Annotated in this window: 21 protein-coding genes, 9 tRNA genes, 3 rRNA genes, 1 other RNA gene and 1 pseudogene; 32 read left to right on the plus strand and 3 right to left on the minus strand. The window is 34.6% G+C overall.

What is annotated here, in order from left to right:
• Positions 1-6 precede the first annotated feature (6 nt).
• From A7L45_RS00180 to A7L45_RS00190, 3 genes and pseudogenes are all read right to left on the minus strand, one after another.
• Positions 7-891 (minus strand): annotated as a pseudogene (locus tag A7L45_RS00180) (phosphatidylserine decarboxylase).
• Positions 892-928: 37 nt separating this feature from the next.
• Positions 929-2,530 (minus strand): ABC1 kinase family protein, encoded by a 1,602-nt coding sequence (locus tag A7L45_RS00185; protein ID WP_071614804.1) that lies wholly within the window; start codon positions 2,528-2,530, stop codon positions 929-931.
• A gap of 219 nt (positions 2,531-2,749) precedes the next feature.
• Positions 2,750-3,064 carry a phasin family protein gene (locus tag A7L45_RS00190; protein WP_071610934.1) on the minus strand — a complete coding sequence of 105 codons (315 nt, stop codon included), beginning with the start codon at positions 3,062-3,064 and terminating at the stop codon, positions 2,750-2,752.
• 182 nt (positions 3,065-3,246) lie between these two features.
• Between A7L45_RS00190 and A7L45_RS00195 the strand changes: the two genes are divergently transcribed.
• From A7L45_RS00195 to A7L45_RS00350, 32 genes are all read left to right on the plus strand, one after another.
• A tRNA-Arg gene (locus A7L45_RS00195) sits at positions 3,247-3,323 on the plus strand.
• Between the two features lie 169 nt (positions 3,324-3,492).
• On the plus strand, positions 3,493-3,933 hold the full coding sequence (locus tag A7L45_RS00200; protein ID WP_071610935.1) for a nucleoside deaminase: 441 nt from the start codon (positions 3,493-3,495) through the stop codon (positions 3,931-3,933).
• Positions 3,934-3,951: 18 nt separating this feature from the next.
• Positions 3,952-4,173 (plus strand): (2Fe-2S)-binding protein, encoded by a 222-nt coding sequence (locus A7L45_RS00205; RefSeq protein WP_071610936.1) that lies wholly within the window; start codon positions 3,952-3,954, stop codon positions 4,171-4,173.
• Between the two features lie 293 nt (positions 4,174-4,466).
• Complete coding sequence (locus A7L45_RS00210; protein WP_071610937.1) at positions 4,467-5,228, plus strand: DeoR/GlpR family DNA-binding transcription regulator; 762 nt, start codon at positions 4,467-4,469, stop codon at positions 5,226-5,228.
• 17 nt (positions 5,229-5,245) lie between these two features.
• Positions 5,246-6,175, plus strand: a complete 930-nt coding sequence (pfkB, locus tag A7L45_RS00215) for a 1-phosphofructokinase (protein WP_071610938.1) — start codon at positions 5,246-5,248, stop codon at positions 6,173-6,175.
• Positions 6,176-6,191: 16 nt separating this feature from the next.
• Positions 6,192-6,638 (plus strand): PTS sugar transporter subunit IIA, encoded by a 447-nt coding sequence (locus A7L45_RS00220; RefSeq protein ID WP_071610939.1) that lies wholly within the window; start codon positions 6,192-6,194, stop codon positions 6,636-6,638.
• Between the two features lie 71 nt (positions 6,639-6,709).
• Positions 6,710-8,089, plus strand: a complete 1,380-nt coding sequence (locus A7L45_RS00225) for a PTS fructose transporter subunit IIC (protein ID WP_071610940.1) — start codon at positions 6,710-6,712, stop codon at positions 8,087-8,089.
• Positions 8,090-8,332: 243 nt separating this feature from the next.
• Positions 8,333-9,100, plus strand: a complete 768-nt coding sequence (gene lgt, locus A7L45_RS00230) for a prolipoprotein diacylglyceryl transferase (protein ID WP_071610941.1) — start codon at positions 8,333-8,335, stop codon at positions 9,098-9,100.
• Positions 9,101-9,268: 168 nt separating this feature from the next.
• A tRNA-Ser gene (locus A7L45_RS00235) sits at positions 9,269-9,358 on the plus strand.
• A gap of 10 nt (positions 9,359-9,368) precedes the next feature.
• Positions 9,369-9,633: signal recognition particle sRNA large type (ffs, locus tag A7L45_RS00240), an RNA gene on the plus strand.
• Between the two features lie 158 nt (positions 9,634-9,791).
• On the plus strand, positions 9,792-11,408 hold the full coding sequence (dnaX, locus tag A7L45_RS00245) for a DNA polymerase III subunit gamma/tau (protein ID WP_071610942.1): 1,617 nt from the start codon (positions 9,792-9,794) through the stop codon (positions 11,406-11,408).
• 245 nt (positions 11,409-11,653) lie between these two features.
• Complete coding sequence (locus A7L45_RS00250; RefSeq protein ID WP_071610943.1) at positions 11,654-11,992, plus strand: YbaB/EbfC family nucleoid-associated protein; 339 nt, start codon at positions 11,654-11,656, stop codon at positions 11,990-11,992.
• Positions 11,993-12,158: 166 nt separating this feature from the next.
• On the plus strand, positions 12,159-12,755 hold the full coding sequence (gene recR / locus A7L45_RS00255) for a recombination mediator RecR (protein WP_071610944.1): 597 nt from the start codon (positions 12,159-12,161) through the stop codon (positions 12,753-12,755).
• Positions 12,756-12,816: 61 nt separating this feature from the next.
• A complete protein-coding gene (locus A7L45_RS00260) occupies positions 12,817-13,095 on the plus strand; it encodes a DUF2508 family protein (RefSeq protein WP_071610945.1) in 279 nt (92 codons plus the stop codon).
• Between the two features lie 30 nt (positions 13,096-13,125).
• Positions 13,126-13,368 carry a pro-sigmaK processing inhibitor BofA family protein gene (locus A7L45_RS00265; protein WP_071610946.1) on the plus strand — a complete coding sequence of 81 codons (243 nt, stop codon included), beginning with the start codon at positions 13,126-13,128 and terminating at the stop codon, positions 13,366-13,368.
• Positions 13,369-14,118: 750 nt separating this feature from the next.
• Positions 14,119-15,632: ribosomal RNA gene (locus tag A7L45_RS00270) — 16S ribosomal RNA — on the plus strand.
• A 299-nt stretch (positions 15,633-15,931) separates the two neighbouring features.
• Positions 15,932-18,870, plus strand: a 23S ribosomal RNA gene (locus tag A7L45_RS00275).
• 174 nt (positions 18,871-19,044) lie between these two features.
• Positions 19,045-19,161 (plus strand): 5S ribosomal RNA (gene rrf / locus A7L45_RS00280).
• The 16S, 23S and 5S rRNA genes sit together here with 7 tRNA genes alongside, the layout of an rRNA operon.
• 43 nt (positions 19,162-19,204) lie before the next feature.
• Positions 19,205-19,279 (plus strand) — tRNA-Glu (locus A7L45_RS00285).
• A gap of 9 nt (positions 19,280-19,288) precedes the next feature.
• Positions 19,289-19,373: transfer RNA gene (locus tag A7L45_RS00290), tRNA-Leu, on the plus strand.
• 7 nt (positions 19,374-19,380) lie between these two features.
• Positions 19,381-19,454, plus strand: a tRNA-Gly gene (locus tag A7L45_RS00295).
• A gap of 13 nt (positions 19,455-19,467) precedes the next feature.
• A tRNA-Arg gene (locus tag A7L45_RS00300) sits at positions 19,468-19,544 on the plus strand.
• Positions 19,545-19,549: 5 nt separating this feature from the next.
• Positions 19,550-19,624: transfer RNA gene (locus A7L45_RS00305), tRNA-Gln, on the plus strand.
• Positions 19,625-19,628: 4 nt separating this feature from the next.
• Positions 19,629-19,704: transfer RNA gene (locus A7L45_RS00310), tRNA-Lys, on the plus strand.
• A gap of 10 nt (positions 19,705-19,714) precedes the next feature.
• A tRNA-Glu gene (locus tag A7L45_RS00315) sits at positions 19,715-19,789 on the plus strand.
• 142 nt (positions 19,790-19,931) lie between these two features.
• Entirely contained in the window at positions 19,932-20,624 is a 693-nt protein-coding gene (sfsA, locus tag A7L45_RS00320) for a DNA/RNA nuclease SfsA (protein ID WP_071610947.1), read from the plus strand.
• Between the two features lie 99 nt (positions 20,625-20,723).
• The gene (locus tag A7L45_RS00325) at positions 20,724-21,251 is read left to right on the plus strand and encodes an NAD(+) diphosphatase (protein ID WP_071610948.1); all 528 of its coding nucleotides are present in this window, start codon (positions 20,724-20,726) and stop codon (positions 21,249-21,251) included.
• 45 nt (positions 21,252-21,296) lie between these two features.
• Entirely contained in the window at positions 21,297-22,016 is a 720-nt protein-coding gene (locus A7L45_RS00330; protein WP_071610949.1) for a hydrolase, read from the plus strand.
• Positions 22,017-22,058: 42 nt separating this feature from the next.
• Positions 22,059-22,244: a hypothetical protein gene (locus A7L45_RS00335; protein ID WP_071610950.1), complete on the plus strand. Its 186-nt coding sequence runs from the start codon at positions 22,059-22,061 to the stop codon at positions 22,242-22,244.
• Between the two features lie 201 nt (positions 22,245-22,445).
• Positions 22,446-22,634, plus strand: a complete 189-nt coding sequence (locus A7L45_RS00340) for a hypothetical protein (protein WP_071610951.1) — start codon at positions 22,446-22,448, stop codon at positions 22,632-22,634.
• A gap of 310 nt (positions 22,635-22,944) precedes the next feature.
• On the plus strand, positions 22,945-24,015 hold the full coding sequence (locus tag A7L45_RS00345) for a pyridoxal-phosphate-dependent aminotransferase family protein (RefSeq protein ID WP_071610952.1): 1,071 nt from the start codon (positions 22,945-22,947) through the stop codon (positions 24,013-24,015).
• Between the two features lie 125 nt (positions 24,016-24,140).
• Complete coding sequence (locus A7L45_RS00350; protein WP_071610953.1) at positions 24,141-25,052, plus strand: D-2-hydroxyacid dehydrogenase; 912 nt, start codon at positions 24,141-24,143, stop codon at positions 25,050-25,052.
• Positions 25,053-25,060: the final 8 nt, after the last annotated feature.

A 25,060-nucleotide genomic window follows, 5' to 3' on the forward strand; every position in this document is an offset into this window, starting at 1 on the left:
GAAAAATTATTTCAGTCCTATTTTTTCACCCATTAATACAGCAGTTTCAAAACCTAATTGTGTTTGAATTAACAAATTATCGTCAATTTTTATAGCATTTTTCTTAAATAGTATAATTACAGTGGAGCCACCAAATTTAAAATACCCTTTCTCATCTCCTTTTATAACTTTTGAGTCCTTGCTGTAACTTTGAATAATTGTACCTACACATGTTGCACCGACTTCAATATAGATAGTATCGCCAAAATTATCTGAGTGAAAGACACTCCATTCTCTTTTATTTTGACAAAATAATTTATTTATATTTTTTAGAGCAACGGGATTTACAGAATAATAATGACCTTTTATTTTAGTAGTACCTCCGCATATTCCATTGTCAATAAAATGAAATCTATGATAATCAGTTGGACATAATCTAAAGATTAAGCATGTCCCTTCATTGTATAAACTGTATATTTTATCATCTTGTAGTAGTTCTTTAAGTGAATATGTAAAGCCTTTAATTTGAACTATTTTATTTAAGTTAATATTTTCATAAGCAGATATTTTTCCATCACAAGGTGATATTAAAATATTATCATTTTTATCAATTATTCGGGCACCTGGTTTTAATGACCTTATAAAAAACTCATTAAAAGATGAATATTCATTATAACTCTTAGTATACATAGACATATCAATATCAAGTACCTTAATAAAACTCTTGATTTTTTTAGAACTCATTTTTGTATCGCAATAATAACCGTATAATTTCGAAAAAAGTTTTTTCTTAAGTAGTAATTCAACTAGCCCTTTGCCGGAAGGAGAGGAATAAGATCAATTTAAATATTTTTCACCAGCTACTTTTTCGATCTCATATTTATTTTGTTTTCTATTGTAATATTTAATCATAAAAACACCTCGATTTTAATAGGATTGTAGTTTGTTATTATAATTTACCAGATTTTATTATAGAAATTAATAACCAAAAGCCCATGAAGGCTGCACTTAAGAAACCAGTTATGCCAATAATTGTTACGTTGTATATTTTAGGACCTATATTAGAATTTAAAATTGTTGAAGATCCTATAATCGTAGAAGAAATAATAAGGGCAGAAACCAATCTATTTATACCTTTATTTAACTCGTTTATAGGAGTGCTTAAATTTTTGTGTTCAAGCTGTAGTTTAGCCCTTCCACTTATTAAGCTGTCAGATAATTCTATAATTTTTGAGGGAAGTCTAAATGAATCTTTAATAAATGAATATGAATGGATAAGTAAAGTGTTAAAATCTAAATTAGTTAATATAGAAAATTTATTATTAGCTTTTACATAAGGGATAGCTATATCAATTATTTTTATATCAGGAGCTATGCTTGCGATTACTCCTTCTAAAATTACAAGAGATCTTATTAAAAGTGTAAAATCACGAGGCAGGCGAATATTGTTTTGCCTAGCTATATCAAAAACTTCAGAAAGCATAACAGAAATTTGAATATTATTTAAAGAAGTTGAAAGGTAATTTACAATAAGATAATCTAAATCTTCATAGAGTTTATTTCTATCGACATATCCCTTTCTTATGCCTATAGTTAAAAGAGCGGAAATCATTTTATTTATATCATTAAGCGCAATCGCCGATATCATATCATTTAATGTTGATTTTATGGAACTTGATAGGTTACCCATAATTCCAAAGTCAATAAAACAAATTTTGCCTTCACATATAAATATATTTCCAGGATGTGGGTCGCCGTGAAAAAATCCATCTTGTAGGATTTGCTTTAGATAAGATAAAGCTAATTTTTTACCTAAATCATTAACATCATAATGCCCAATTAAAAGATTTTTTTTATCATCGACTTTAAAACCATAAATTCTTTCCATGGTTATAACCTTAGTACTTGATAAATCGTGAATAACATAAGGCACGTATAAGAATGTTATATCTTTATTAAAATCTCTAAATTTATCCATGTTTTCAACTTCGTTGTTAAAGTCAAGTTCGAGTTCAGTTGTTAAAAGGATTTCGTGAAGCGCTTCTTCTGGGTCAATTAGTGCATCAGCGAATTTTGCTTTAGTGAACTTTACTATGCGAATCAATATAGAAATATCTGTTTTCATCTTTTCAGCAATATCAGGTCGTTGCACTTTTACTACAACCTGGCGACCATCCTTTAAAGTTGCTTTATGTACTTGAGAAATAGATGCAGAAGCTAAAGGTTTTTCATCAAAGGTTTTAAAGCACTCCGTTGTTGATATTGAAAATTGATCGAAAAATACTCTTTTTACTGTCTCGATGCTTTCTGGAGGGACTCTATCTTGGAGTTTCGAAAGCTCACTTATATAATCAGGCGGTAATAAATCTGGCCTAGTACTTAATATTTGTCCAATCTTTATAAAAGTAGGGCCAAGTTCTTCAAAGGCTTTTCTTAAATTTTCAGGGAGTTTATTTTGTTTATTAAGCTTAGAGTCTACAATATATCCAAAGCCATAAGACCCAAGAACTTTAACAATTTTTTTGAAGCGATTAACAGAACTTCGTCTCATTTTATACCTCACTTAGATTATCACCTTCACAGCTGTTTATAGCCTTAGGTCTCTTAATATTAATGATTTCACAAGGTAAATTAAATTCCTAGTGAAGTTTTTTACTAGTTATAATATATAATGCCGTATTTAAAAGGAGTAGACTTTATTTAAAATAGGTAGTTGAAAATAAAAGCCCTATAGGAAATTAGGACTCTTATTAGATTTGAATTTGTAAAGTTATGATTGACTTATTTCTAAATTTGCCAATCTTTTATTTACATTTTCAATATCTTCTTTAGTTGCAAAATTCATATCCTTTAGAAGTAAAATCATATCTTCTTTTGTTAAAGGGTTCTTATCTTTTGTCAAAGTGATTTCTTCTTCTTTCTTTTCTTTTACAGTTCGTTTCAGTTCTTCGGATAAACATTTACCCTCATCTAGGGTGAGCTTACCCTTTTGTACAAAATCATCTATTAAATTTGTAGCTTTTTCAAAAGTGTATGCTGCAGAGCCTAGTCCAGCAAGAAAAAAATTCTTTATATCATTATTCAATTAAAACACCTCCACTTAATAGTATATAATGTATATTATATACTATTAAGTGGATTAAAATTCTAATAATAGATAAACAGCGTAATATGTATATCAATATTTTTTACAATTCATTTTTTTACTATCTATAGGTTGACATATTTATGAAAGTGTAATATCATATTGAGGTAGAAATAAAATATGCACCCATAGCTCAGTTGGATAGAGCGTCCCCCTCCTAAGGGGAAGGCCGGAGGTTCGACTCCTCTTGTGTGCACCAAAAAAGCTAGCAAAGGAATCCTTTGCTAGCTTTTTTTATAAGCAATATAATTATTGTATAGTTCAAAAAGGAATATAAGTATAATTGTATTGAAAATATGTTATTTAAGAAGTATACTATAAAGAATAAAAATTATTTAAAAATAATTATTTATAAATAAGGGGTTTACATGAAAGAATATTTTATTCATGAAGCATTAAAGGAAGCGAAAAGATCATTATTACTAAATGAAGTACCTGTAGGTGCGGTCATAGTAAAGGACAATAAAATAATTGCTAGAGCACATAATCTAAGAGAAACAATGCAGGATGCCACTGCCCATGCAGAAGTTTTGGCTATAAAAGAAGCTTGCGTAATTTTAAATAGTTGGAGATTAACTGGATGTGATATGTATGTAACTTTAGAACCATGTCCGATGTGTGCAGGTGCTATATTACAGTCTAGGATAAGCAAACTATATATAGGTATTTTCGATCCTAGTGTAGGAGCTTGTGGTTCCGTCATTAATGTTATTCAAAATGATGATTTAAATCATTGGACAGAAATAAATTGGTTATACAATGAAGAATGTGGTAATTTATTAACTGATTTTTTTAAAGATAAAAGATAGTTTAAAGGAGAAATAATTATGGAAAATAATATAAATAGTAAAGTCTTGGATAAACTTACTAAAATATGCTTATGTAAAGTTATATCAAAGGCCACTATAAAAAAGGCTATAAAAAATGGTGCAAAAACATTAGAAGATGTTCAAAAGGTAACAGGAGCAGGATCAGGTGGATGTAGAGGTCATAGATGTACACCTATGATAGAGGACATTATAAAACAAGAGTTAGAGAAAGAAAACTAAAATTATGGTAATTTCAAGTTAGGTTTTTAATGACATTTGTATGATAGAAACGAAGCCAATAGGTTTCGTTTTTATTTTTTTTGAAAGATTTTATAAAGAAATATTTAGTATATTTTATGTGTTTTAAATCATAATAAAAAATAACTTTAAAATAAAACAAATAATACTATTTTTGTATTGACAACGTTATCATAATATATTAAAATGAACACAAGTGAAAGTAAACGAAGAAAAAGTAAAATGCAAACGAACACAAATATATTAAAATAAAACAATAAGGAAGGATAAATTATATGTTTCCTGAAGAAAGAAAATCAAAAATATTAAATAGCTTGAATAAATATGGAAAAGTAAAAGTGTGCGATTTATCTCAGCAATATGAAGTGTCAGAAGTTACCATTAGACGTGACCTTCAAGAGTTAGAAGAGGATAAAATGATTAAAAGAGTACATGGTGGGGCAGTGCTAAATGGGAATACTAAATTTGAACCTACTTTTTCAGAAAAAATAGATAAGTTTTATGATGAGAAAGAATCTATTGGAAGGCTTGCAGCATCAATTATAGTAGATGGAGATACAATAGCACTAGATGCAGGCACAACAACCATTAGCATTGCTAGGCAAATAACAGCTAAAAATATAACTGTTTTGACAAATTCTGTAGATGTAGCCTATGAGCTTGCTAAAAAAAGAGATGTTGAAGTTATTATTACTGGAGGTACACTTAGGTGGGAAACAAGAGCAATGGTAGGCCCGGTTGCAGATAATGCACTTAAAAATTTTAGGGTAGATAAAGTTTTTATAGGAACTAATGGTATTTGTGATAGCGATGGTTTAACTACTCCAAATATTATTGAGGCTAACACAAAACGAGAAATGATAAAAATTGCAGATCAAACTATAGTAGTATGTGATCATACTAAATTTGGAACAGTCTACTTTGCGAAAATAGTTAATTTAGATAGTGTTGATATTATAGTTACAGACAATCAAATAGACAACAACATCATTGAAGAATTTGAAGAAAAAGGCGTAAAAATTATCAAAGCTAAATAATTATGGGGGGTGAGTGAATGATAGTAACAGTGACATTAAATCCAGCAATAGACAAAACTATTGAAATAGATGACTTTAAAATTGGTAATGTCAATAGAATATCATCCACAAGAATTGATGTTGGAGGAAAAGGAATTAACGTATCTAAAGTTATTAAGGAATTACAGTATAAAAGCTTAGCATTAGGCTTTGTAGGTGGAAGTAGTGGAAATCAAATAAAAGATTATTTAAATGATTCAAACATTAACAATGATTTTTTATCTGTAAATGGAGAAACTAGGACTAATATAAAAATATTTGATAAAGTTAATAATACACATACAGATATAAATGAGAATGGCCCTAGTGTAACGGTAGATGATATCGCTAATATAAAAGGAAAGATTATGGAACATTGTGATGAGAAATCATTAGTAATCCTTTCAGGTAGTGTGCCAATTGGAGCAAGCAGTAGCATATACGGTGATATAATTAAAGATATAAAAAGTAAGGGCGGCAGAGTTATATTAGATGCAGATGGCGATATGCTAATGCAGGGAATAAAAGCTGGTCCTTATATAGTGAAACCAAATGTTTGCGAGCTTGAAAAGGCATTTGGTATTAGCATTGATAGTGAAGAGAAAGTTATTGAAACTGCTAAAAAGATATTAAAGTATGGAGTTAAATTTGTAGTGATTTCGCAGGGATCAGAAGGGTCATTAGTTATAAGTAGCGACAAAATCGCAAAGGTAGTTGGTCTAAAGGTAGAAGTTAAAAGTACAGTTGGGGCGGGAGATTCAATGGTTGCAGCAATGGCTGTAGGAACCCAGAATAACTATGGTTTTGAAGAAACGATGAAACTTGCTTGTGCAACCAGCGCTGCTAATGTAATGACTGAGGGGACTCAGACGGGAAGGTTAATTGATATAGAGAAGCTAAAAAAACAAGTGACTATAAAATATCTATAAGAAAGGGTGATTATTAATGAATATAACTGAGTTATTAAATGTTAATCTAATTAAACTTGAACTTACTAGCAAAACAAAAGAGGATGTAATTATAGAGATGGCAACAATATTAGATGAAAATGGAAAATTGCTAGACAAAGATAAATATGTAAAAGCCGTACAAGATAGAGAAAAAGAATTTTCAACAGGAATAGGAATGGGTATAGCAATTCCTCACGGTAAAAGTAGTGGAGTTAAAGAGGCCGCATTAGTATTTGGAAGAAGTGTTAATGGAATTGATTATCAATCTATGGATGATGAATTAGCTAATATATTCTTTTTAATAGCAGTACCTGAAGAATCAAGTGATGAGCATTTAAAGATATTAAGCCAGATTTCTAGAAAATTAATGCATAAAGATCTAAGAGAGAGTTTAATGAAAGCAAGTAGTCCTGAAGAAATAATTACTTTATTAGAGAAATAGACATTATATGTTTTCTATATTTTTACAATGATTAAAAAATATTTTAAATTAAGTTAATAGGGGGAATGTTTATGAAATTCGTAGCAATTACTTCATGTCCAACAGGAATAGCACATACTTATATGGCAGCCGAGGCTCTTTCAATGGCTGGAGAAGAATTGGGCATTGAAATTAAAGTAGAAACTCAGGGGTCTGTAGGAGCAGAGAATCAATTGACAGAAGCTGATATAAGGGAAGCAAGAGTTGTAATAATTGCAGCTGATACCAATGTTTCAAAGGAACGTTTTGAAGGGAAGACTATAATTGAAGTTGGGGTAAAAGATGCAATTAAAGATGCAAAGGGTCTTATACAGAAAGCAATAGACATAAAATTGGAAGATAAAAACACTTCAAAACAAGGGAGTGAAAAAAAAGAAGAAAAGGTTGAGAGAAAGGGTGTTTATAAGCACCTAATGACAGGGGTTTCTTATATGATTCCTTTTGTAGCTGCGGGAGGTATTTTAATTGCACTATCTTTTGCTTTTGGAATATATGCATTTAAAGTACCAGGATCTATAGCAGAGGCCTTAAAGAACATTGGTGGCGGTAATGCAATGGCACTTATGTATCCGGTACTTGCAGGTTTTATAGCATTCTCTATTGCAGATAGACCGGGTCTTGTACCGGGTATGGTTGGTGGTATGCTAGCGGCAACGGTAGGTGCTGCATTTCTAGGTGCAATGGCAGCAGGTTTCGTAGCTGGTTATACTGTACTTTTCTTAAAGAAAGCAATCCAGTTACCAAAATCGTTACAAGGGTTAATGCCGGTTATAATATTGCCAGTTTTATCTACGATGGTAGTAGGACTTGTAATGATATATGTTATTGGAAAACCCGTTAGTGCATTAACTGTGGTAATGTCAAAATACTTAACTAATTTAAATGGAGCAAACGCAGGACTTCTCGGAATTATTCTTGGTTTAATGATGGCTTTTGACATGGGTGGACCATTTAATAAAGCAGCATATACTTTTGGTGTGTCAACATTGGCATTGGCTCCTTCTTCTGCGATAATGGCAGCAGTAATGGCGGCAGGAATGACTCCTCCACTAGGAATTGCGCTTGCAACAGTATTAGCAAAAAAGAAATTCACAGCAGAAGAAAGAGAATCAGGAAAATCTGCTTGGGCATTAGGGGCTGCATTTATAACAGAGGGTGCAATACCATTTGCTGTAGCAGATCCACTTAGAATAATACCTTCAACAATGGCAGGTGCGGCAGTTACCGGAGCGCTATCTATGATATTTAAAGCATCTATAGTAGCTCCGCATGGTGGTATATTTCTCTTGTTTATCCCTCATGCAGTTACTAATTTAGGTGGATATATAATTGCAATAGTAGCTGGTACAATAGTAACTGGAGTTATGGTTTCAATATTAAAGAAGGATGTTGTTTTAAAAAAAGTAAATTAGTAAATAAGATAGTTTTAAATTAATGTATAAAGTTAAATTCACTCCTTAGAAAGCAAATGTTTATGTTTGCAACTAGGAGTGAATTTTGCGTTTAATTAGAAGATTTAATCTATAAATAATATAAAAAAATATTTTGTATATTTATCTTTACTTTTTTATCATAGTTAGAGACAATAAGGAGAAGATTAATTATATATAAATAAAAACAATTATTAAAACTGTATGATAAAGGGGAGATTGATTATGGATCCGATAGCTTTTAATATATTTGGCTTAGATATTAGATGGTACGGCATATTTATTGCAATGGGAATGATGATTGGAATTACATTAGCTAATTTTACTTGTAGGTTAAAAAGCCTTGATTATGATGAGTTTTTAAATATTGTACTGATATCTTTTCCTATGGCTATTATTGGAGCTAGAGCTTATTATGTGATTTTTGAATTTAGTCAATATAAAGATAACTTAATAGGTATCTTTAATATACGCCAAGGTGGGCTGGCTATTCATGGCGGGATTATATTTGGGATGATAACAGCATATATATATACAAGATATAAAAAAGAGAGTCTCCTAAAATTTGTGGATGTGGCAGCGCCGTCTATAATTATCGCGCAAGCTATAGGAAGATGGGGGAATTTTTTTAATAGTGAAGCTCATGGTGGGCCAGTTACGCAGGGATTTATAAGTATATTCCCTAATTTTATACAAAAGGGTATGTTAATAGATGGAGTGTATTATCAACCAACTTTTCTTTATGAATCAATTTGGAATGTAGCAGTAGGTTTATTATTAATTTATTTATTAACAAAGGCATTAAAGCGTGGTACAGTCTTTTTCACTTATATAGGATTATATTCTTTAGGAAGATTTTTTATTGAAGGATTAAGAACCGATAGTTTAATGCTAGGCAGTATAAGAGTAGCTCAGCTAATAAGTTTATCAGGTATTGCTTTATGGATTATTTTTATTGTTATAAATTATAGAAAAAGAAACTCGTATTATTAATTTAGTTTTAAAATAAGAATAAGTGTATATATATAAGTAAGGTGTGAAATATTATATAATGTGATATTAATAATATATTAACAAATAGCTATTGAAATTACTATTTATTAATAGTATAATTATTTATGTTGCACTAATCATGTGTATACAAAAATAATTATACTTTGTGGAGAGATGTCCGAGTGGTTTAAGGAGCATGCCTGGAAAGCGTGTGTAGGGGAAACCCTACCGAGGGTTCGAATCCCTCTTTTTCCGCCAGTTTATATTTCCGTACTAGCCGGGGAGTTAGCGGTGCCCTCAACCTGCAATCCGCTACAGCAGGGGTGAATTCCTCGCCAAGGTTATAAAATGTGTGGTCTGACTTATATAAGTGGTGTTGAGAACTGGGCCCCACGCAATGAAAATTCATGAACCCCGTGAGATTCGGAAGGAAGCAGCGGTAAGTGGACACTTTCATGTGCCGTGGACCAACCTGGTTTGAGCTAACTGTATAGGTATCGCGCATAGTTTATTTATCGAAGCGAGGTGTACGGTTTACATAAGAATTATAAGATACCTTTATAGGTATCTTTTTTTTACATATGAATTAAGACAATATTAATGATATAATTAGGTAAATTCTAAAATAAGGTTGCAAATTAATAAGTATTTAAAATAAAGTAAATACTATTATTAAAAAGAGGTGAAATTTGTGGCATATATGGCTTTATATAGAGAGTGGAGACCAAGAACTTTTGGAGATGTAGTAGGTCAAGAGCATGTTACTATAACTTTAAAAAACCAAATAAATAACGAGCGAATAGCTCATGCATATCTTTTGTGTGGTACAAGAGGGACTGGAAAAACTTCAACGGCTAAGATATTAGCCAAAGCAGTTAATTGTTTAAACTCAGATAATGGTGAACCTTGCAACGAATGTGAAATGTGTAAGAAGATAAATGCAGGAACAGCGATAGATGTTACAGAACTTGATGCGGCATCACATAATGGAGTAGATAATATCCGTGATATAATTGAAGATGTTCAGTATCCACCACAAGAGGCGAAGTATAAGGTCTACATTATAGATGAGGTTCATATGTTATCTATAGGGGCAGTTAATGCTTTCCTAAAGACACTAGAGGAGCCACCAAGTAACATAATATTTATATTAGCAACTACTGATCCTCAAAAACTGCCAATAACGATATTATCCAGATGTCAAAGATTTGATTTTAAGAGAATAAAAAGTTCAGATATATTTGATAGGCTTAGAAAAATAGTTACAGAGCAAGGGGTTTTTGCAGAAGATAATAGTTTGAAATTAATATCAAGGGTCTCTGATGGAGCAATGAGAGATGCCCTAAGTATTCTAGATCAGGCAATATCAATGAATGAAGGCAGTGTAGAGTACGATAATGTTGTAGAAATGTTAGGTCTTGTAACTAATGAAAGTCTTATAAAGCTTTCGGATAGCATAATAGATAGAAATATAGAAACCTCAATAAAGGGGATAAATGATATAGTTTCTAGTGGCAAGGATGTATATGTATTTATAAAAGATATGACTACACATATGAGAAATCTTTTGATGGTTAAGGTAAGTGATAATGCTTATGATATTCTGGATATGTCTAGTGAAAATATAGAGATTTTAAAGAAGCAGGCGGCCTCTATTAGAATAGAAGAAATCATGAGGAACATAAAGATACTTCAGGATGCAGAGCAGCAAGCTAAATGGAGTAAACAAAATAGAATTTATTTAGAACTTGCAGTTATTAAGATGTGTAAAATTGAATACGATACATCAAAAGAAGTTCTACTAGCTAGGGTAAATAAGTTAGAAGAAATAATAAAACAGGGTAAGATAACTGTTGCATGTGAAAGCATAACAACTAGGGCTACTGAAAACAGTGGGTCTAAAATAGAAAATAAGACAAAGAAAAAAACAGAAATAAGACCAGTTCAAATTCATAATGCTAATTCTAATTTAACAGTGGAAATTGTGAAAAAATCCTTTAAAGATATCTTAGATATGTTTAAGACCCGAAGACACATGGTTATATACGCTTCTTTGATGACGGGAGAAATTGTATCCTGTAATGGAGGGGTTATAGAACTTGGTTACGAAAAGCAATATGCCTTTAATAAAGTTAGGCTTGAAAAAGAGGAAAATAAAAATGTAATAGAAGAAATATTCTCAGAGCTACTAAAAGAACCAGTAAAAATAAAATATACTATAGAAGCACAGGAGAAAGAAGAAAAATCACCAGAGGATATATTAAAAGAGACATTTGGAGAAGATATTGTGGAAATATTAGATGAATAGGTATAGGATATTAGATAAATATTAGATTAATTAAATATTTAATAAATCTAAATTGTTTACAAAAAATATTTGTTTGATTAATGGAAATTATTATAGTTATTAGTATATAATAATATAGAAAAGCTATAACAGATTGGTAACACGTATCCATTTAGATTATAAATACTTAACTTTTAGTTGTTAAAAATCTAGAGGAGATAATTTTTAAAATAACTTAAATTACAAATATGTAGGAGGTAACTATTATGGCAAAAGGCGGATTTCCAGGTATGGGTGGAAATATGAATAGTTTAATGAAACAAGCTCAAAAATTTCAAAAGCAAATGGAAGATATGCAAAAGGATCTAGGAGATAAGAGATTTGAAGCATCTTCTGGTGGTGGAGCAGTAACTGCAGTAGCTAACGGAAAAAGGCAACTTGTTGAAGTGAAAATAAAACCAGAAGTAGTAGATCCAGATGATATTGAAATGCTTGAGGATCTAATTATGAGTGCTTGTAATGAAGCATTGAAGAAGGCAGAAGACGAGTCAAGTAATGAAATGGGTAAGTTAACAGGCGGAATGAATATGCCAGGAATGTTTTAATGACATTTCAGGAGGAAAGTTTTCAATTTCTATAAGTAGAAGTTATGTGTTGCAATAAAAAAATTCAGCGAAAGTCTAAACATCCTCCTGAAGTCGTTAATTCATCTTCAGAGAAGATGAGCAGCACCGCAGGTGATGATTAATAAACAGTTATGAGGTGACTAAATTGGATTTTTATCCAGTAGCAATTGAAAAACTTATAGAAGAATTTGCTAAACTTCCTGGAATAGGGAAAAAAACGGCCCAAAGGCTTGCATTATTTGTACTAAACCTTCCTAAGGAAGAAGTAGATGAGTTTGCTGGTGCACTTATAAATGCCAGAGGAACCATAAAATATTGCTCTGTATGTGGAAGTTTTACAGATACAGATCCATGTTCAATTTGTTCCAATCCTAATAGGGATAAAAGCATTATATGTGTAGTGGAAAATCCAAAAGATATTATGACTATGGAAAAAGTAAGGGAATTCAATGGGGTATATCATGTTCTTCATGGAACGATATCGCCGATGTCAGGACGAGGTCCTGAAGATATAAAACTAAGAGAACTTATTAGAAGAATTAATGGGGAAGTTGAGGAAGTAATAGTTGCAACTAATCCTAATATAGAAGGAGAAGCTACAGCTATGTATATATCTAAAATATTAAAACCATTAGGTACAAAAGTCACAAGGATTGCACATGGAATTCCAGTTGGTGGCGATTTAGAATATATAGATGAAGTAACTCTTTCTAAAGCTTTAGAAGGAAGAAAAGAAATATAGAATATTACTCCTATTTTATGTCAATAATTGAGAAAAGATATAAAATAGGAGGTTTTTTATTATGAACAGGAAAAATATAATTGAAATATTGCTTTCAACTACCCAATATACACCGGAGCAGAAAGATATTATTATGAAATTAGAGGAAGCTAAACTTGAATGGGAAAGTTCAAAGGAATATTTTCAAGTAGTAGATGACCCTAAACTTGTAGATTATGCAATTTATAGAGAAGACCAATCTAGAGCTAGATACATATATTTTTTATTAGAGGCTAGAAGAAAAGATGTAACTATAGATACTAGTTACATGATTGAAGATCTAGATGCTATTAATAAATAGAAGCAAAGATTAAAATAGGGGGAGTTAGATATGGACGTTGCATTATATTTTTTGATTGGTATAGTAGGTATGCTAATTGTGGTTAAGCTTTTTTCTTGGCCACTGAAAATATTAGTTAAATTAATATTGAATTGTGTTTTTGGTGTCTTACTTTTGCTGCTTGCGAACTTCGTAGGATTAACTATTCCAATTAATGCTGCAACGGCACTGATTTCAGGTTTCTTAGGAGTGCCGGGAGTGATATTTATAATAATTTTCCAAAAATTAATGTGATGTTAATATGCTAATGAAGATTTACAGGAATAACGAACTTATAATAGAGTAATACAACTTTAAGTAAATAAAAGTTGTATTACTCTATTTTCTATTTATAAGTAAAGACGTAAAGTCGGTTTAGTATTAATAAGGTATAGGTTGTATTTTATGTGTACTACTAATATTTAAAGATAAAATATTTGATATTAGTATATTTTGGTTTATTAATGTGAATACTTAATATATATAATTGTTAAAATCGTTATATAGGGGGCATTCTTGTTAGATGATAGTGAGGTTGAGCTAAATAACTATCCTGGTGTATCAATACAAGGTATATTGAGAGAAGGTTTAAAAATCGAAGAATTTGAAGCCTATTTTATTTTAATTACTTAAAAAGATATTATTTATAAGACACATTATGATAAAATACTACATGTTGATGCGTTTGAGCAGCAATAAAGGTAAGACTTAAGAGGTTAACATTTATTGATTTGAGAATATATTTTAATAAATTAAAAAAGTGTTGACAAAATAAGATATATCTAGTAAAATAGTAGAAGTCGTCACATGATGACAAAGCAAATTGGTCTTTGAAAATTAAACAGAGAAATAGGTAAAGAAATGAAATAATATTTTATTTTAACCAGTCAATTACTTTAGTAAAAGTAATATTTAGTCGTAAGACTAAAAAGTATGTAATGAGCTTGCTAACCAACTTAACAGTTGGCGCAGATTAATTATTTCAACTAAAAAAGTGTAAACTTTTAAATTGAGAGTTTGATCCTGGCTCAGGACGAACGCTGGCGGCGTGCCTAACACATGCAAGTCGAGCGATGCGATCCTTCGGGGTCAATTAGCGGCGGACGGGTGAGTAACACGTGGGTAACCTGCCTCAAAGAGGGGAATAGCCTCCCGAAAGGGAGATTAATACCGCATAATATGTTTTGATCGCATGATCTTAACATCAAAGGAATTTTTCGGAATTTCACTTTGAGATGGACCCGCGGCGCATTAGCTAGTTGGTGAGGTAAAGGCCCACCAAGGCAACGATGCGTAGCCGACCTGAGAGGGTGATCGGCCACATTGGAACTGAGACACGGTCCAGACTCCTACGGGAGGCAGCAGTGGGGAATATTGCGCAATGGGGGAAACCCTGACGCAGCAACGCCGCGTGAATGATGAAGGCCTTCGGGTTGTAAAGTTCTGTCTTCTGGGACGATAATGACGGTACCAGAGGAGGAAGCCACGGCTAACTACGTGCCAGCAGCCGCGGTAATACGTAGGTGGCAAGCGTTGTCCGGATTTACTGGGCGTAAAGGATGCGTAGGCGGACATTTAAGTCAGATGTGAAATACCCGAGCTTAACTTGGGTGCTGCATTTGAAACTGGGTGTCTAGAGTGCAGGAGAGGTAAGTGGAATTCCTAGTGTAGCGGTGAAATGCGTAGAGATTAGGAAGAACACCAGTGGCGAAGGCGACTTACTGGACTGTAACTGACGCTGAGGCATGAAAGCGTGGGGAGCAAACAGGATTAGATACCCTGGTAGTCCACGCCGTAAACGATGAATACTAGGTGTCGGGGGTCGAACCTCGGTGCCGCCGTTAACACATTAAGTATTCCGCCTGGGGAGTACGATCGCAAGATTAAAACTCAAAGGAATTGACGGGGGCCCGCACAAGCAGCGGAGCATGTGGTTTAATTCGAAGCAACGCGAAGAACCTTACCTAGACTTGACATCCCTTGCATAGCTCAGAGATGAGTGAAGTCCTTCGGGACAAGGTGACAGGTGGTGCATGGTTGTCGTCAGCTCGTGTCGTGAGATGTTGGGTTAAGTCCCGCAACGAGCGCAACCCTTATCATTAGTTGCTACCATTAAGTTGAGCACTCTAGTGAGACTGCCCGGGTTAACCGGGAGGAAGGTGGGGATGACGTCAAATCATCATGCCCCTTATGTCTAGGGCTACACACGTGCTACAATGGTGAGTACAAAGAGATGCAAGACCGCAAGGTGGAGCCAAACTCAAAAACTCATCCCAGTTCGGATTGTAGGCTGCAACTCGCCTACATGAAGCCGGAGTTGCTAGTAATCGCGAATCAGCATGTCGCGGTGAATACGTTCCCGGGCCTTGTACACACCGCCCGTCACACCATGAGAGTTGGTAACACCCGAAGTCCGTGAGGTAACCGTAAGGAGCCAGCGGCCGAAGGTGGGATCGATGATTGGGGTGAAGTCGTAACAAGGTAGCCGTAGGAGAACCTGCGGCTGGATCACCTCCTTTCTAGGGAGTAGATGTATTGACTTCGGTCGATGCAATAGAAGAATTTAATTATTCTTCAAAACATCTATTGTAATTACTCGTTCCTATTTCTCTGTTTAATTTTGAGAGACTAATTATATTAACTCTTAGGAGCTAATTAATTAATAGTTTTTCTTAAAATGTTCTTTGAAAATTGCACAGTGTATAAAGTTATTTTAAAAAGATTTAGATCCACGAGAGTGGTTATAGGTTAATTTATTATGATTTCGCAAAATTAATATTAAGAAACAAAATAGTTTATGAAAATAAACAGAATCAAAGGTCAAGCTACAAAGGGCGCATGGCGAATGCCTTGGCACTAGGAGCCGAAGAAGGACGCGTTAAGCTGCGATAAGCTTTGGGTAGGCGCAAATAGCCTGTGATCCAAAGATTTCCGAATGGGGGAACCCACATAGTAACAACTATGTACTGCATACTGAATAAATAGGTATGCAGAGGTACACCCGGGGAACTGAAACATCTAAGTACCCGGAGGAAGAGAAAGAAATATCGATTTCCTAAGTAGCGGCGAGCGAAAGGGAATGAGCCCAAACCTAAGTCTTTGACTTAGGGGTTGAGGATAGATCATAAATACTGCAATTCTTTAATTGAAGATAGCTGGAAAGCTGCTCCGCAGAAGGTAATAGGCCTGTAAATGAAAAGGAAGAACAGTCAGATCTAATCCAGAGTACCACGAGACACGTGAAACCTTGTGGGAAGCTGGGAGGACCACCTCCCAAGGCTAAATACTACCTAGTGACCGATAGTGAAGAAGTACCGTGAGGGAAAGGTGAAAAGAACCCCGGAAGGGGAGTGAAATAGAACCTGAAACCGTGTGCCTACAACCGGTCGAAGCACTTTTTATGTGTGACGGCGTGCTTTTTGTAGAACGAGCCAACGAGTTACGATATGTAGCAAGGTTAAGTACTTAAGGTACGGAGCCGAAGGGAAACCGAGTCTGAATAGGGCGTTCTAGTTGCATGTCGTAGACCCGAAACCGGGTGACCTATCCATGGCCAGGATGAAGCGGAAGTAAAATTCCGTGGAGGTCCGAACCACGTTGGTGTTGAAAAACCATGGGATGAGCTGTGGATAGCGGAGAAATTCCAATCGAACTCGGAGATAGCTGGTTCTCCTCGAAATAGCTTTAGGGCTAGCGTCGATTAATTGAGTAATGGAGGTAGAGCACTGAATGGGCTAGGGGCTGACAACAGTTACTGAACCCTATCAAACTCCGAATGCCATATACTTTTATTTCGGCAGTCAGACTGCGAATGATAAGATCCGTAGTCAAAAGGGAAACAGCCCAGACCATCAGCTAAGGTCCCAAAGTGTAAGTTAAGTGGAAAAGGATGTGGGATTTCTAAGACAACTAGGATGTTGGCTCAGAAGCAGCCACTCATTCAAAGAGTGCGTAATAGCTCACTAGTCAAGAGATCCTGCGCCGAAGATGTCCGGGGCTAAAACTTACCACCGAAGCTATGGGTTTACACAATTGTGTAAGCGGTAGAGGAGCTTTCTGTACTGGCTGAAGTCATACCGTAAGGAGTGGTGGACGGTACAGAAGTGAGAATGTTGGCATGAGTAGCGAGAGTTAAGTGAGAATCTTAACGGTCGAAAACCTAAGGTTTCCTGAGGAAGGCTCGTCCTCTCAGGGTTAGTCGGGACCTAAGCCGAGGCCGAAAGGCGTAGGTGATGGACAATCGGTTGATATTCCGATACCACCAATGGACGTTATTAGAAATGGGATGACGCAGGAGGATAAGATGTGCACACTATTGGATGTGTGTCTAAGCATTTAGGCGGAGCAAGCAGGCAAATCCGTTTGCTCTTAACGCTGAGATGTAATGGGGAAGGCAATTTATTGCTGAAGTATCTGATTCCACGCTGCCAAGAAAAGTCTCTATCGAGGATATTGGTGCCCGTACCGCAAACCGACACAGGTAGGTGAGGAGAGAATCCTAAGACCATCGGAAGAATTACTGTTAAGGAACTCGGCAAATTGACCCCGTAACTTCGGGAGAAGGGGTGCCTACGTAAGTAGGTCGCAGAGAATAGGCCCAAGCAACTGTTTAGCAAAAACACAGGTCTCTGCTAAAGCGAAAGCTGATGTATAGGGGCTGACGCCTGCCCGGTGCTGGAAGGTTAAGGGGATTAGTTAGCTGAGAGCTTGCTCTTGGCGAGGCTATGAACTTAAGCCCCAGTAAACGGCGGCCGTAACTATAACGGTCCTAAGGTAGCGAAATTCCTTGTCGGGTAAGTTCCGACCCGCACGAATGGCGTAATGATTTGGGCACTGTCTCAACAGTACATCCGGCGAAATTGTAGTTCCAGTGAAGATGCTGGATACCCGCGATTGGACGGAAAGACCCCGTAGAGCTTTACTGTAGCTTAGCATTGAATTTCGGTATTGTCTGTACAGGATAGGTGGGAGACTAAGATACATGGGCGTCAGCCTGTGTGGAGTCATCCTTGGGATACCACCCTGACAGTACTGAGGTTCTAACTGGAGGCCATGAATCTGGTCACAGGACATTGTTAGGTGGGCAGTTTGACTGGGGCGGTCGCCTCCGAAAGAGTAACGGAGGCGCCCAAAGGTTCCCTCAGCGCGGTTGGAAATCGCGCGAAGAGTGCAAAGGCAGAAGGGAGCCTGACTGCGACACTTACAAGTGGAGCAGGGACGAAAGTCGGGCTTAGTGATCCGGTGGTACCTCGTGGGAGGGCCATCGCTCAACGGATAAAAGCTACCTCGGGGATAACAGGCTGATCTCCCCCAAGAGTCCACATCGACGGGGAGGTTTGGCACCTCGATGTCGGCTCGTCGCATCCTGGGGCTGAAGTAGGTCCCAAGGGTTGGGCTGTTCGCCCATTAAAGCGGCACGCGAGCTGGGTTCAGAACGTCGTGAGACAGTTCGGTCCCTATCCGTCGCGGGCGTAGGAAATTTGAAGGGAGCTGTCCTTAGTACGAGAGGACCGGGATGGACAAACCTCTGGTGCACCAGTTGTCACGCCAGTGGCATCGCTGGGTAGCTATGTTTGGAAGGGATAAACGCTGAAAGCATCTAAGCGTGAAGCCCACCCTAAGATGAGATTTCCCATTGTCCACACGTAAGTGTGGTGCAAGTAAGACTCCTGGAAGACCACCAGGTTGATAGGTTAGAGGTGTAAGCATGGTAACATGTTCAGCTGACTAATACTAATAAGTCGAGGGCTTGACCAAGATAATACAAGTAACAATTAATATTAATAATGCGAATACTGTGCAATTTTGAGAGAATACTTTTCTATAAAGAAAGTAAAACTTCTCTATATAGAAATGATGATGAGAATATATTTATATAGAATATCCGTAGTCAACGACGGTAGATTCTCAATTATTATTTCTGAAGATAAATCTGGTGATAATGGCCTGAAGGTAACACCCGTTCCCATACCGAACACGAAGGTTAAGCTTCAATGCGCCGATGGTACTGCAGGGGTGACCTTGTGGGAGAGTAGGTTGTCGCCAGGTCAATACTAAAATACTAATATATTAGTATTTTAGTATTTTTTAAGGCTCCTTGGTCAAGCGGTTAAGACACCACCCTTTCACGGTGGTAACAGGGGTTCAATTCCCCTAGGAGTCACCATAAATATTTGCAGGTGTGGCGGAATTGGCAGACGCACTAGACTTAGGATCTAGCGCCTTCGGGTGTATGGGTTCAACTCCCTTCACCTGCACCATAATTAAGCGGGTATAACTCAATGGTAGAGTGTTAGCCTTCCAAGCTAATTACGAGGGTTCGATTCCCTCTACCCGCTCCATTATATTTAATATGCGTCTTTAGCTCAGTTGGATAGAGCAACGCCCTTCTAAGGCGTGGGCCGGGGGTTCGAATCCCTTAAGACGCACCAAACATTGGGATATCGCCAAGCGGTAAGGCACCACACTTTGACTGTGGCATTCGTAGGTTCAAATCCTGCTATCCCAGCCATTATGGTTTACTAGCTCAGTTGGTAGAGCACATGACTTTTAATCATGGTGTCCGGAGTTCGATTCTCCGGTAAGCCACCAAATTTTCTAGGGCTCCTTGGTCAAGCGGTTAAGACACCACCCTTTCACGGTGGTAACAGGGGTTCAATTCCCCTAGGAGTCACCATAAAAAAGCTCTTGCTTTTAAAGCAAGGGCTTTTTTATTTTATAAAATATTAATCGAATTTATACATAATGCTATTTTGATTGTGTATAGTGTTGATTATTTTCATAAATAAGTGTATATTTATAAAAATGGAGATAAAATTATGATTATAAGTAAAAGAGTTGTTATTGCAGAGTTCGTTAAAAGACCAAATAGATTTGTAGCTTATGTAAATCTTAATGGAAAAGAAATAATAGTACATGTTCCTAATACGGGAAGATGTAAAGAAATATTAGTTCCGGGATCTAAAGTTTTATTAAGAGAAGAGCTTAATCCAAGTAGAAAGACTTTATATGATTTAATTGCTGGATATAAAGATAATAAAATTATTAACATAGATTCACAGATTCCTAATAAAGTTGTTGATGAAGCGTTAAAAGACCAAAAGATACAAAAACTTGTTAAATATAATATAATACAGAGGGAAAAAACCTTTGGGAATAGTAGATTTGATTTTAAATTATCTAATAACATGGGTGAGGAGTATTATCTTGAAGTAAAAGGGGTAACGTTTGAAGTAAATGGTAAAAGTATGTTTCCAGATGCACCTACGCAGAGGGGAAAAAAACATTTATTAGAACTTATAGAAGTTAAAAAAATAGGAATAGGAGCTGGAGTGCTATTTCTTATTCAAATGAGCAATATAGAAAATTTCTCTCCTTATGATGATATGGATGGAGCTTTTGGTGAAGCACTACGATTTGCATACGAAAGTGGTGTAGATATTTTTGTATACGAATGTGATGTGGGTGAGAATTACATAACCTTAAGCAAATCTGTTGAGATTATTTTGTAATTTATAAGATTACTAAGAGATTTATTGATACTTGTTTTAATTGAATTAAAGCCTAAATAGGATTAAACTAATAACATAGGAATTAAGAGGAGGGAGAATTTGAGATTTATATATTGTCCAATTTGCGGAACAAAATTAATTGAAAAAGATAGTTGGGATGAAGGGGCAGTACCATATTGCCCTGTTGATGATAATATGTATTTCGACACACCCAAACCATGTGTAGTAGTTGCAGTTATGAAGGGTAAAGAAATCTTACTTCTCAAACAAAATTATACTTTTAAAAATTCAAAGGTATTAGTATCGGGATATGTAACTAATGGAGAATCTGTTGAAGAGACTGTATATAGAGAAGTTAAAGAGGAAACAGGTATAACTGTTGGAAAAATTAAATATTTGGGGAGTGATTATTTAGCTTCCAAAGAAATTATAATGCTAACATTTATGGCGAAGTTTGTTGAAGGAAATATAAAGAAATCGCCTGAAGTTGATTGGGCTGATTGGGTAAACATAGATGATGCTATATGTGAAATGAGTGAAGATGAAATAGGTAAGAGAGTTGTAAGAAAGTTATTAAAGGAGATTAATTATACTGGTGAAAAGGCTTATAGATGCGATATAAAGTAAAGGTGATTAAATATCGAATAACAAATAGAGGGGAGAGAAGTTAAAATGGAAAAAGAAGTTAAAGAAAAAACTATGTATCAAAAAGCGCCTCAAATAACAGGAAATTTGAGGAGACATATGATAGAGCTACCAACGGCTATTAGAGATGCTACTGGAATTGTAATATTTGGTAAAAGATTAAAATCTTTTGTTTTTACTACAGATGTAGCTGTTATAAGAAATACAAACGCTGATGCAATTATTGCAGTATATCCATTTACACCTCAGCCTATAATAACGGAAGCCTTGGTACTTGCTGCTGATGTACCAGTATTTTGTGGTGTTGGAGGAGGAATTACTACTGGGAAGAGAGTAACAAATTTAGCATTAGATGCTGAATTTAAAGGTGCTATGGGGATAGTTGTTAATAGTCCAATATCTAATGAAGTTATAACACAGGTAAGGGAAACTATAGATATTCCAATAATAGTTACAGTTGTATCAGAATTTGAAGACATAGAGGCGAGAATAAGAGCAGGTGCTACTATAATTAATGTTTCAGGCGCTAAAAAAACGGCTTATATAGTTAGCAAAATAAGAGAGAAACATCCTGACTTTCCAATAATTGCAACTGGGGGTCCCGATAATGAAACTATAAGAGAAACTATAAAAGCTGGTGCTAATGCAATTACGTATACGCCACCAATAGTAGCGGATATATTAAATGAAATAATGATTAAGTACAGAACGATTTACAAGAAAGAAGATAATGAAAATAATATTTAAACTATTGATAAAATAGTTTTAACTAAAACGGTAGGTGATAAAATGGCTGTAGGTGGAGACAATTGTATTCACTGCCCTGAGGCTTTAACAAAACAGTGTAGTGGCGAAGTAACGGATTGTGTATGTAAAAGATGTCCAAGGAATTTAAGACAGTGTTTAACTACAAAGTATTGTAGAGAAACTGAGTCTATAATTAATATAAAAGATTATTGGTGGGAAACCCATTAATAAAAAATTTAGGTGTTATTTAAATTATAAAAAAATAACATATGCAAGCTATTAGAACATTTTATGTTTTAGTAGCTTTTTTCATTTGAAATTCTAAAAATTAATTTAAATAATAAAAATGTGAAGAGGATTTATTTGATGAAGTTAGGGAAATAATAAATAGACATTAACTAAATTTTAAATTTTAGGAGGTTTAATATCATGCCAAATATAGAACAGATGACACATGTAGCAAACAGTTGTAATGGATATGACTCAATAGGAACAGGATTTCAGTCTTCAATAGGTAATGCATATAGTAAAAGTTGTGACAATTGCCAGCACTTAAAAAATAATAAGTGTGAAGTTAATTTGTACGATAAAATTTTAGCTGGATTAGATCAAGGTTAATATTGCAGCGTCGCAGGAAATGATATAATAGTATATTCCAAATAGAATTTCTAATATTAACACCATATAACAGATATGCTTTGTTATATGGTGTTTAATTAGATAGCATAAATATTATGGGTTTTATACATATGACTAAATATTGTATGTAAATGAATACAATTTTGATATAATATTAAGTAACATAATTATAATCTTTGTTTTTATCACGTTGAGAAATATATACTTAAGTGCTAAAATAAGTGTTATAATTCAATAATAATAAAAATATGAATAAAAAATTATAAAAATAGAAATTTGGAGGTTGGATATGCATAAAAGATTATTTATACCGGGACCAGTAGAAGTAGCAGAAGATGTACTTCAAAAAATGGCTACTCCTCAAATATCACATAGAGGTAAAGAAGCATCAACACTACAAAGGAACATAAGCGATAAAATGAGAAAAGTATTTAATACTAAAGAAGAAATACTACTTTCAACTAGTTCAGGAAGTGGACTAATGGAAGGTGCTGTTCGGTCATGTACAGCAATACGGGCAGCAATATTTTCAGTTGGGGCATTTGGAAACAGATGGTTTCAAATGTGTACTGCGAATGGGGTACCAGCGGATAAATTCGAATCAGAGTGGGGCATGCCAACAACTAAACAAATGATTGAAGAAGTATTAAAAACAGGGAAATATGATTTAATAACTATTACTATGAATGAGACTTCAACAGGACTTATGAATAATATGGAAGATCTTTCATCGGTTTATAAAAAGTATCCTGATGTTGTAGTATGTGTAGATACGGTGAGTAATGCCGCTGGAACAGAAGTAAAAGTAGATGATTGGGCGATTGATATTTGTATAACTTCAACTCAAAAATGTTTAGGATTACCTGCAGGAATGTCTATTTGTACATTTTCAAAAAAAGCAGTAGAAAGAGCTAAACAAGTTACAAATAGAGGAGTATATTTCGATTTATTAGGACTATATGAGTGTATACAAAAGAAGGATTATCAATATCCATCTACTCCATCCCTTTCACATATGTTTGCTTTAGATTATCAATTAGATAAGATATTAGAAGAAGGATTAGAGAATAGATATGCTAGGCATATAGCTGGTGCGGAGGTCGTTCGCGAATGGGCTACAAAATACTTCGCAATATTTCCCGATGAAAACTTTGTGTCAAACACAGTAACTGCTATTAAAAACACAAAAGAAATTAGTATTTCTGATTTAAACAAGAAATTAGGAGAAAAAGGATTTATGATTTCTAATGGTTATGGGAAGTTAAAAGATAAGACATTTAGAATTGCTCATATGGCTGAAACTACGCCAGAAGAATTAAAGGGTTTATTGGCAATAATTAATAATATTTTAGGAATTTAATAAATAATAAATAATAAATAACAAATAATAAAAAAAATTAAGAATGAAAAATTATATTGTGATTTTTCATTCTTAATTTAACTTTAATTGGATATAAAAAATTTTATATATAGAGGAGGATTTTAATGATTAGAGTATTAGTTACTGATGGTATGGAAAAGGGTGCAATTGAGGAGTTAAAAAATAAAGGATTTGAAGTTGTTGAAAAATTTTATGAACCAGAATTTTTAGGTGAAGAATTAAAAAACTTTGATGTAATTGTAGTTAGGTCTGCAACAAAGGTTAGAAAGCCAATAATTGATAAAGCAGCAGAATCAGGAAAACTAAAGCTTATAATTCGTGGGGGAGTAGGCGTTGATAACATTGATGTAGCATATGCCGAGGAAAAAGGGATAAAAGTCACTAATACGCCTAATGCAAGTAGTGCATCTGTTGCTGAACTTGCACTTGCACATATGTTTGCGGTATCAAGATTTGTTAATATCTCGAATGTAGCTATGAGAAAAGGTATGTGGGATAAGAAAAAATATACTGGTGTAGAGATAGGTGGTAAGACACTAGGGCTAATAGGATTTGGAAGAATATCTAAAGAGTTAGCCAAAAAAGCATCTGCGCTTGGTATGACAGTTATATATACAGATATAATAGGGAAAGCTAAGGGTTTTGATGAGTATGAGTACTTAGAGTTAAATGATGTATTAAAAAAATCAGATTATGTATCATTGCATATACCATTTATTAAAGAGAATGGAGCGACTATAGGAAAAGATCAATTAGCAATGATGAAGGATGGAGCATTTTTAATTAACTGTGCTAGAGGTGGAGTAGTTGATGAGGCTGCTTTAGTAGAAGCGTTAGATAATGGTAAATTAGCAGGAGCTGGTGTGGACGTTTATATTGAGGAACCAACAAAAAATGAAGCTTTGGTTAATCATCCAAAAATTTCTGTAACACCGCATATAGGGGCTGCTACGAAGGAAGCTCAAACAAGAATAGGTACTGAAATAACGGAAATTATTATTAGTTTTTTCAAATAAAATGATTG

It is taken from the genome of Clostridium estertheticum subsp. estertheticum (genome assembly GCF_001877035.1).
Classification (GTDB): Bacteria; Bacillota; Clostridia; order Clostridiales; family Clostridiaceae; genus Clostridium_AD; species Clostridium_AD estertheticum.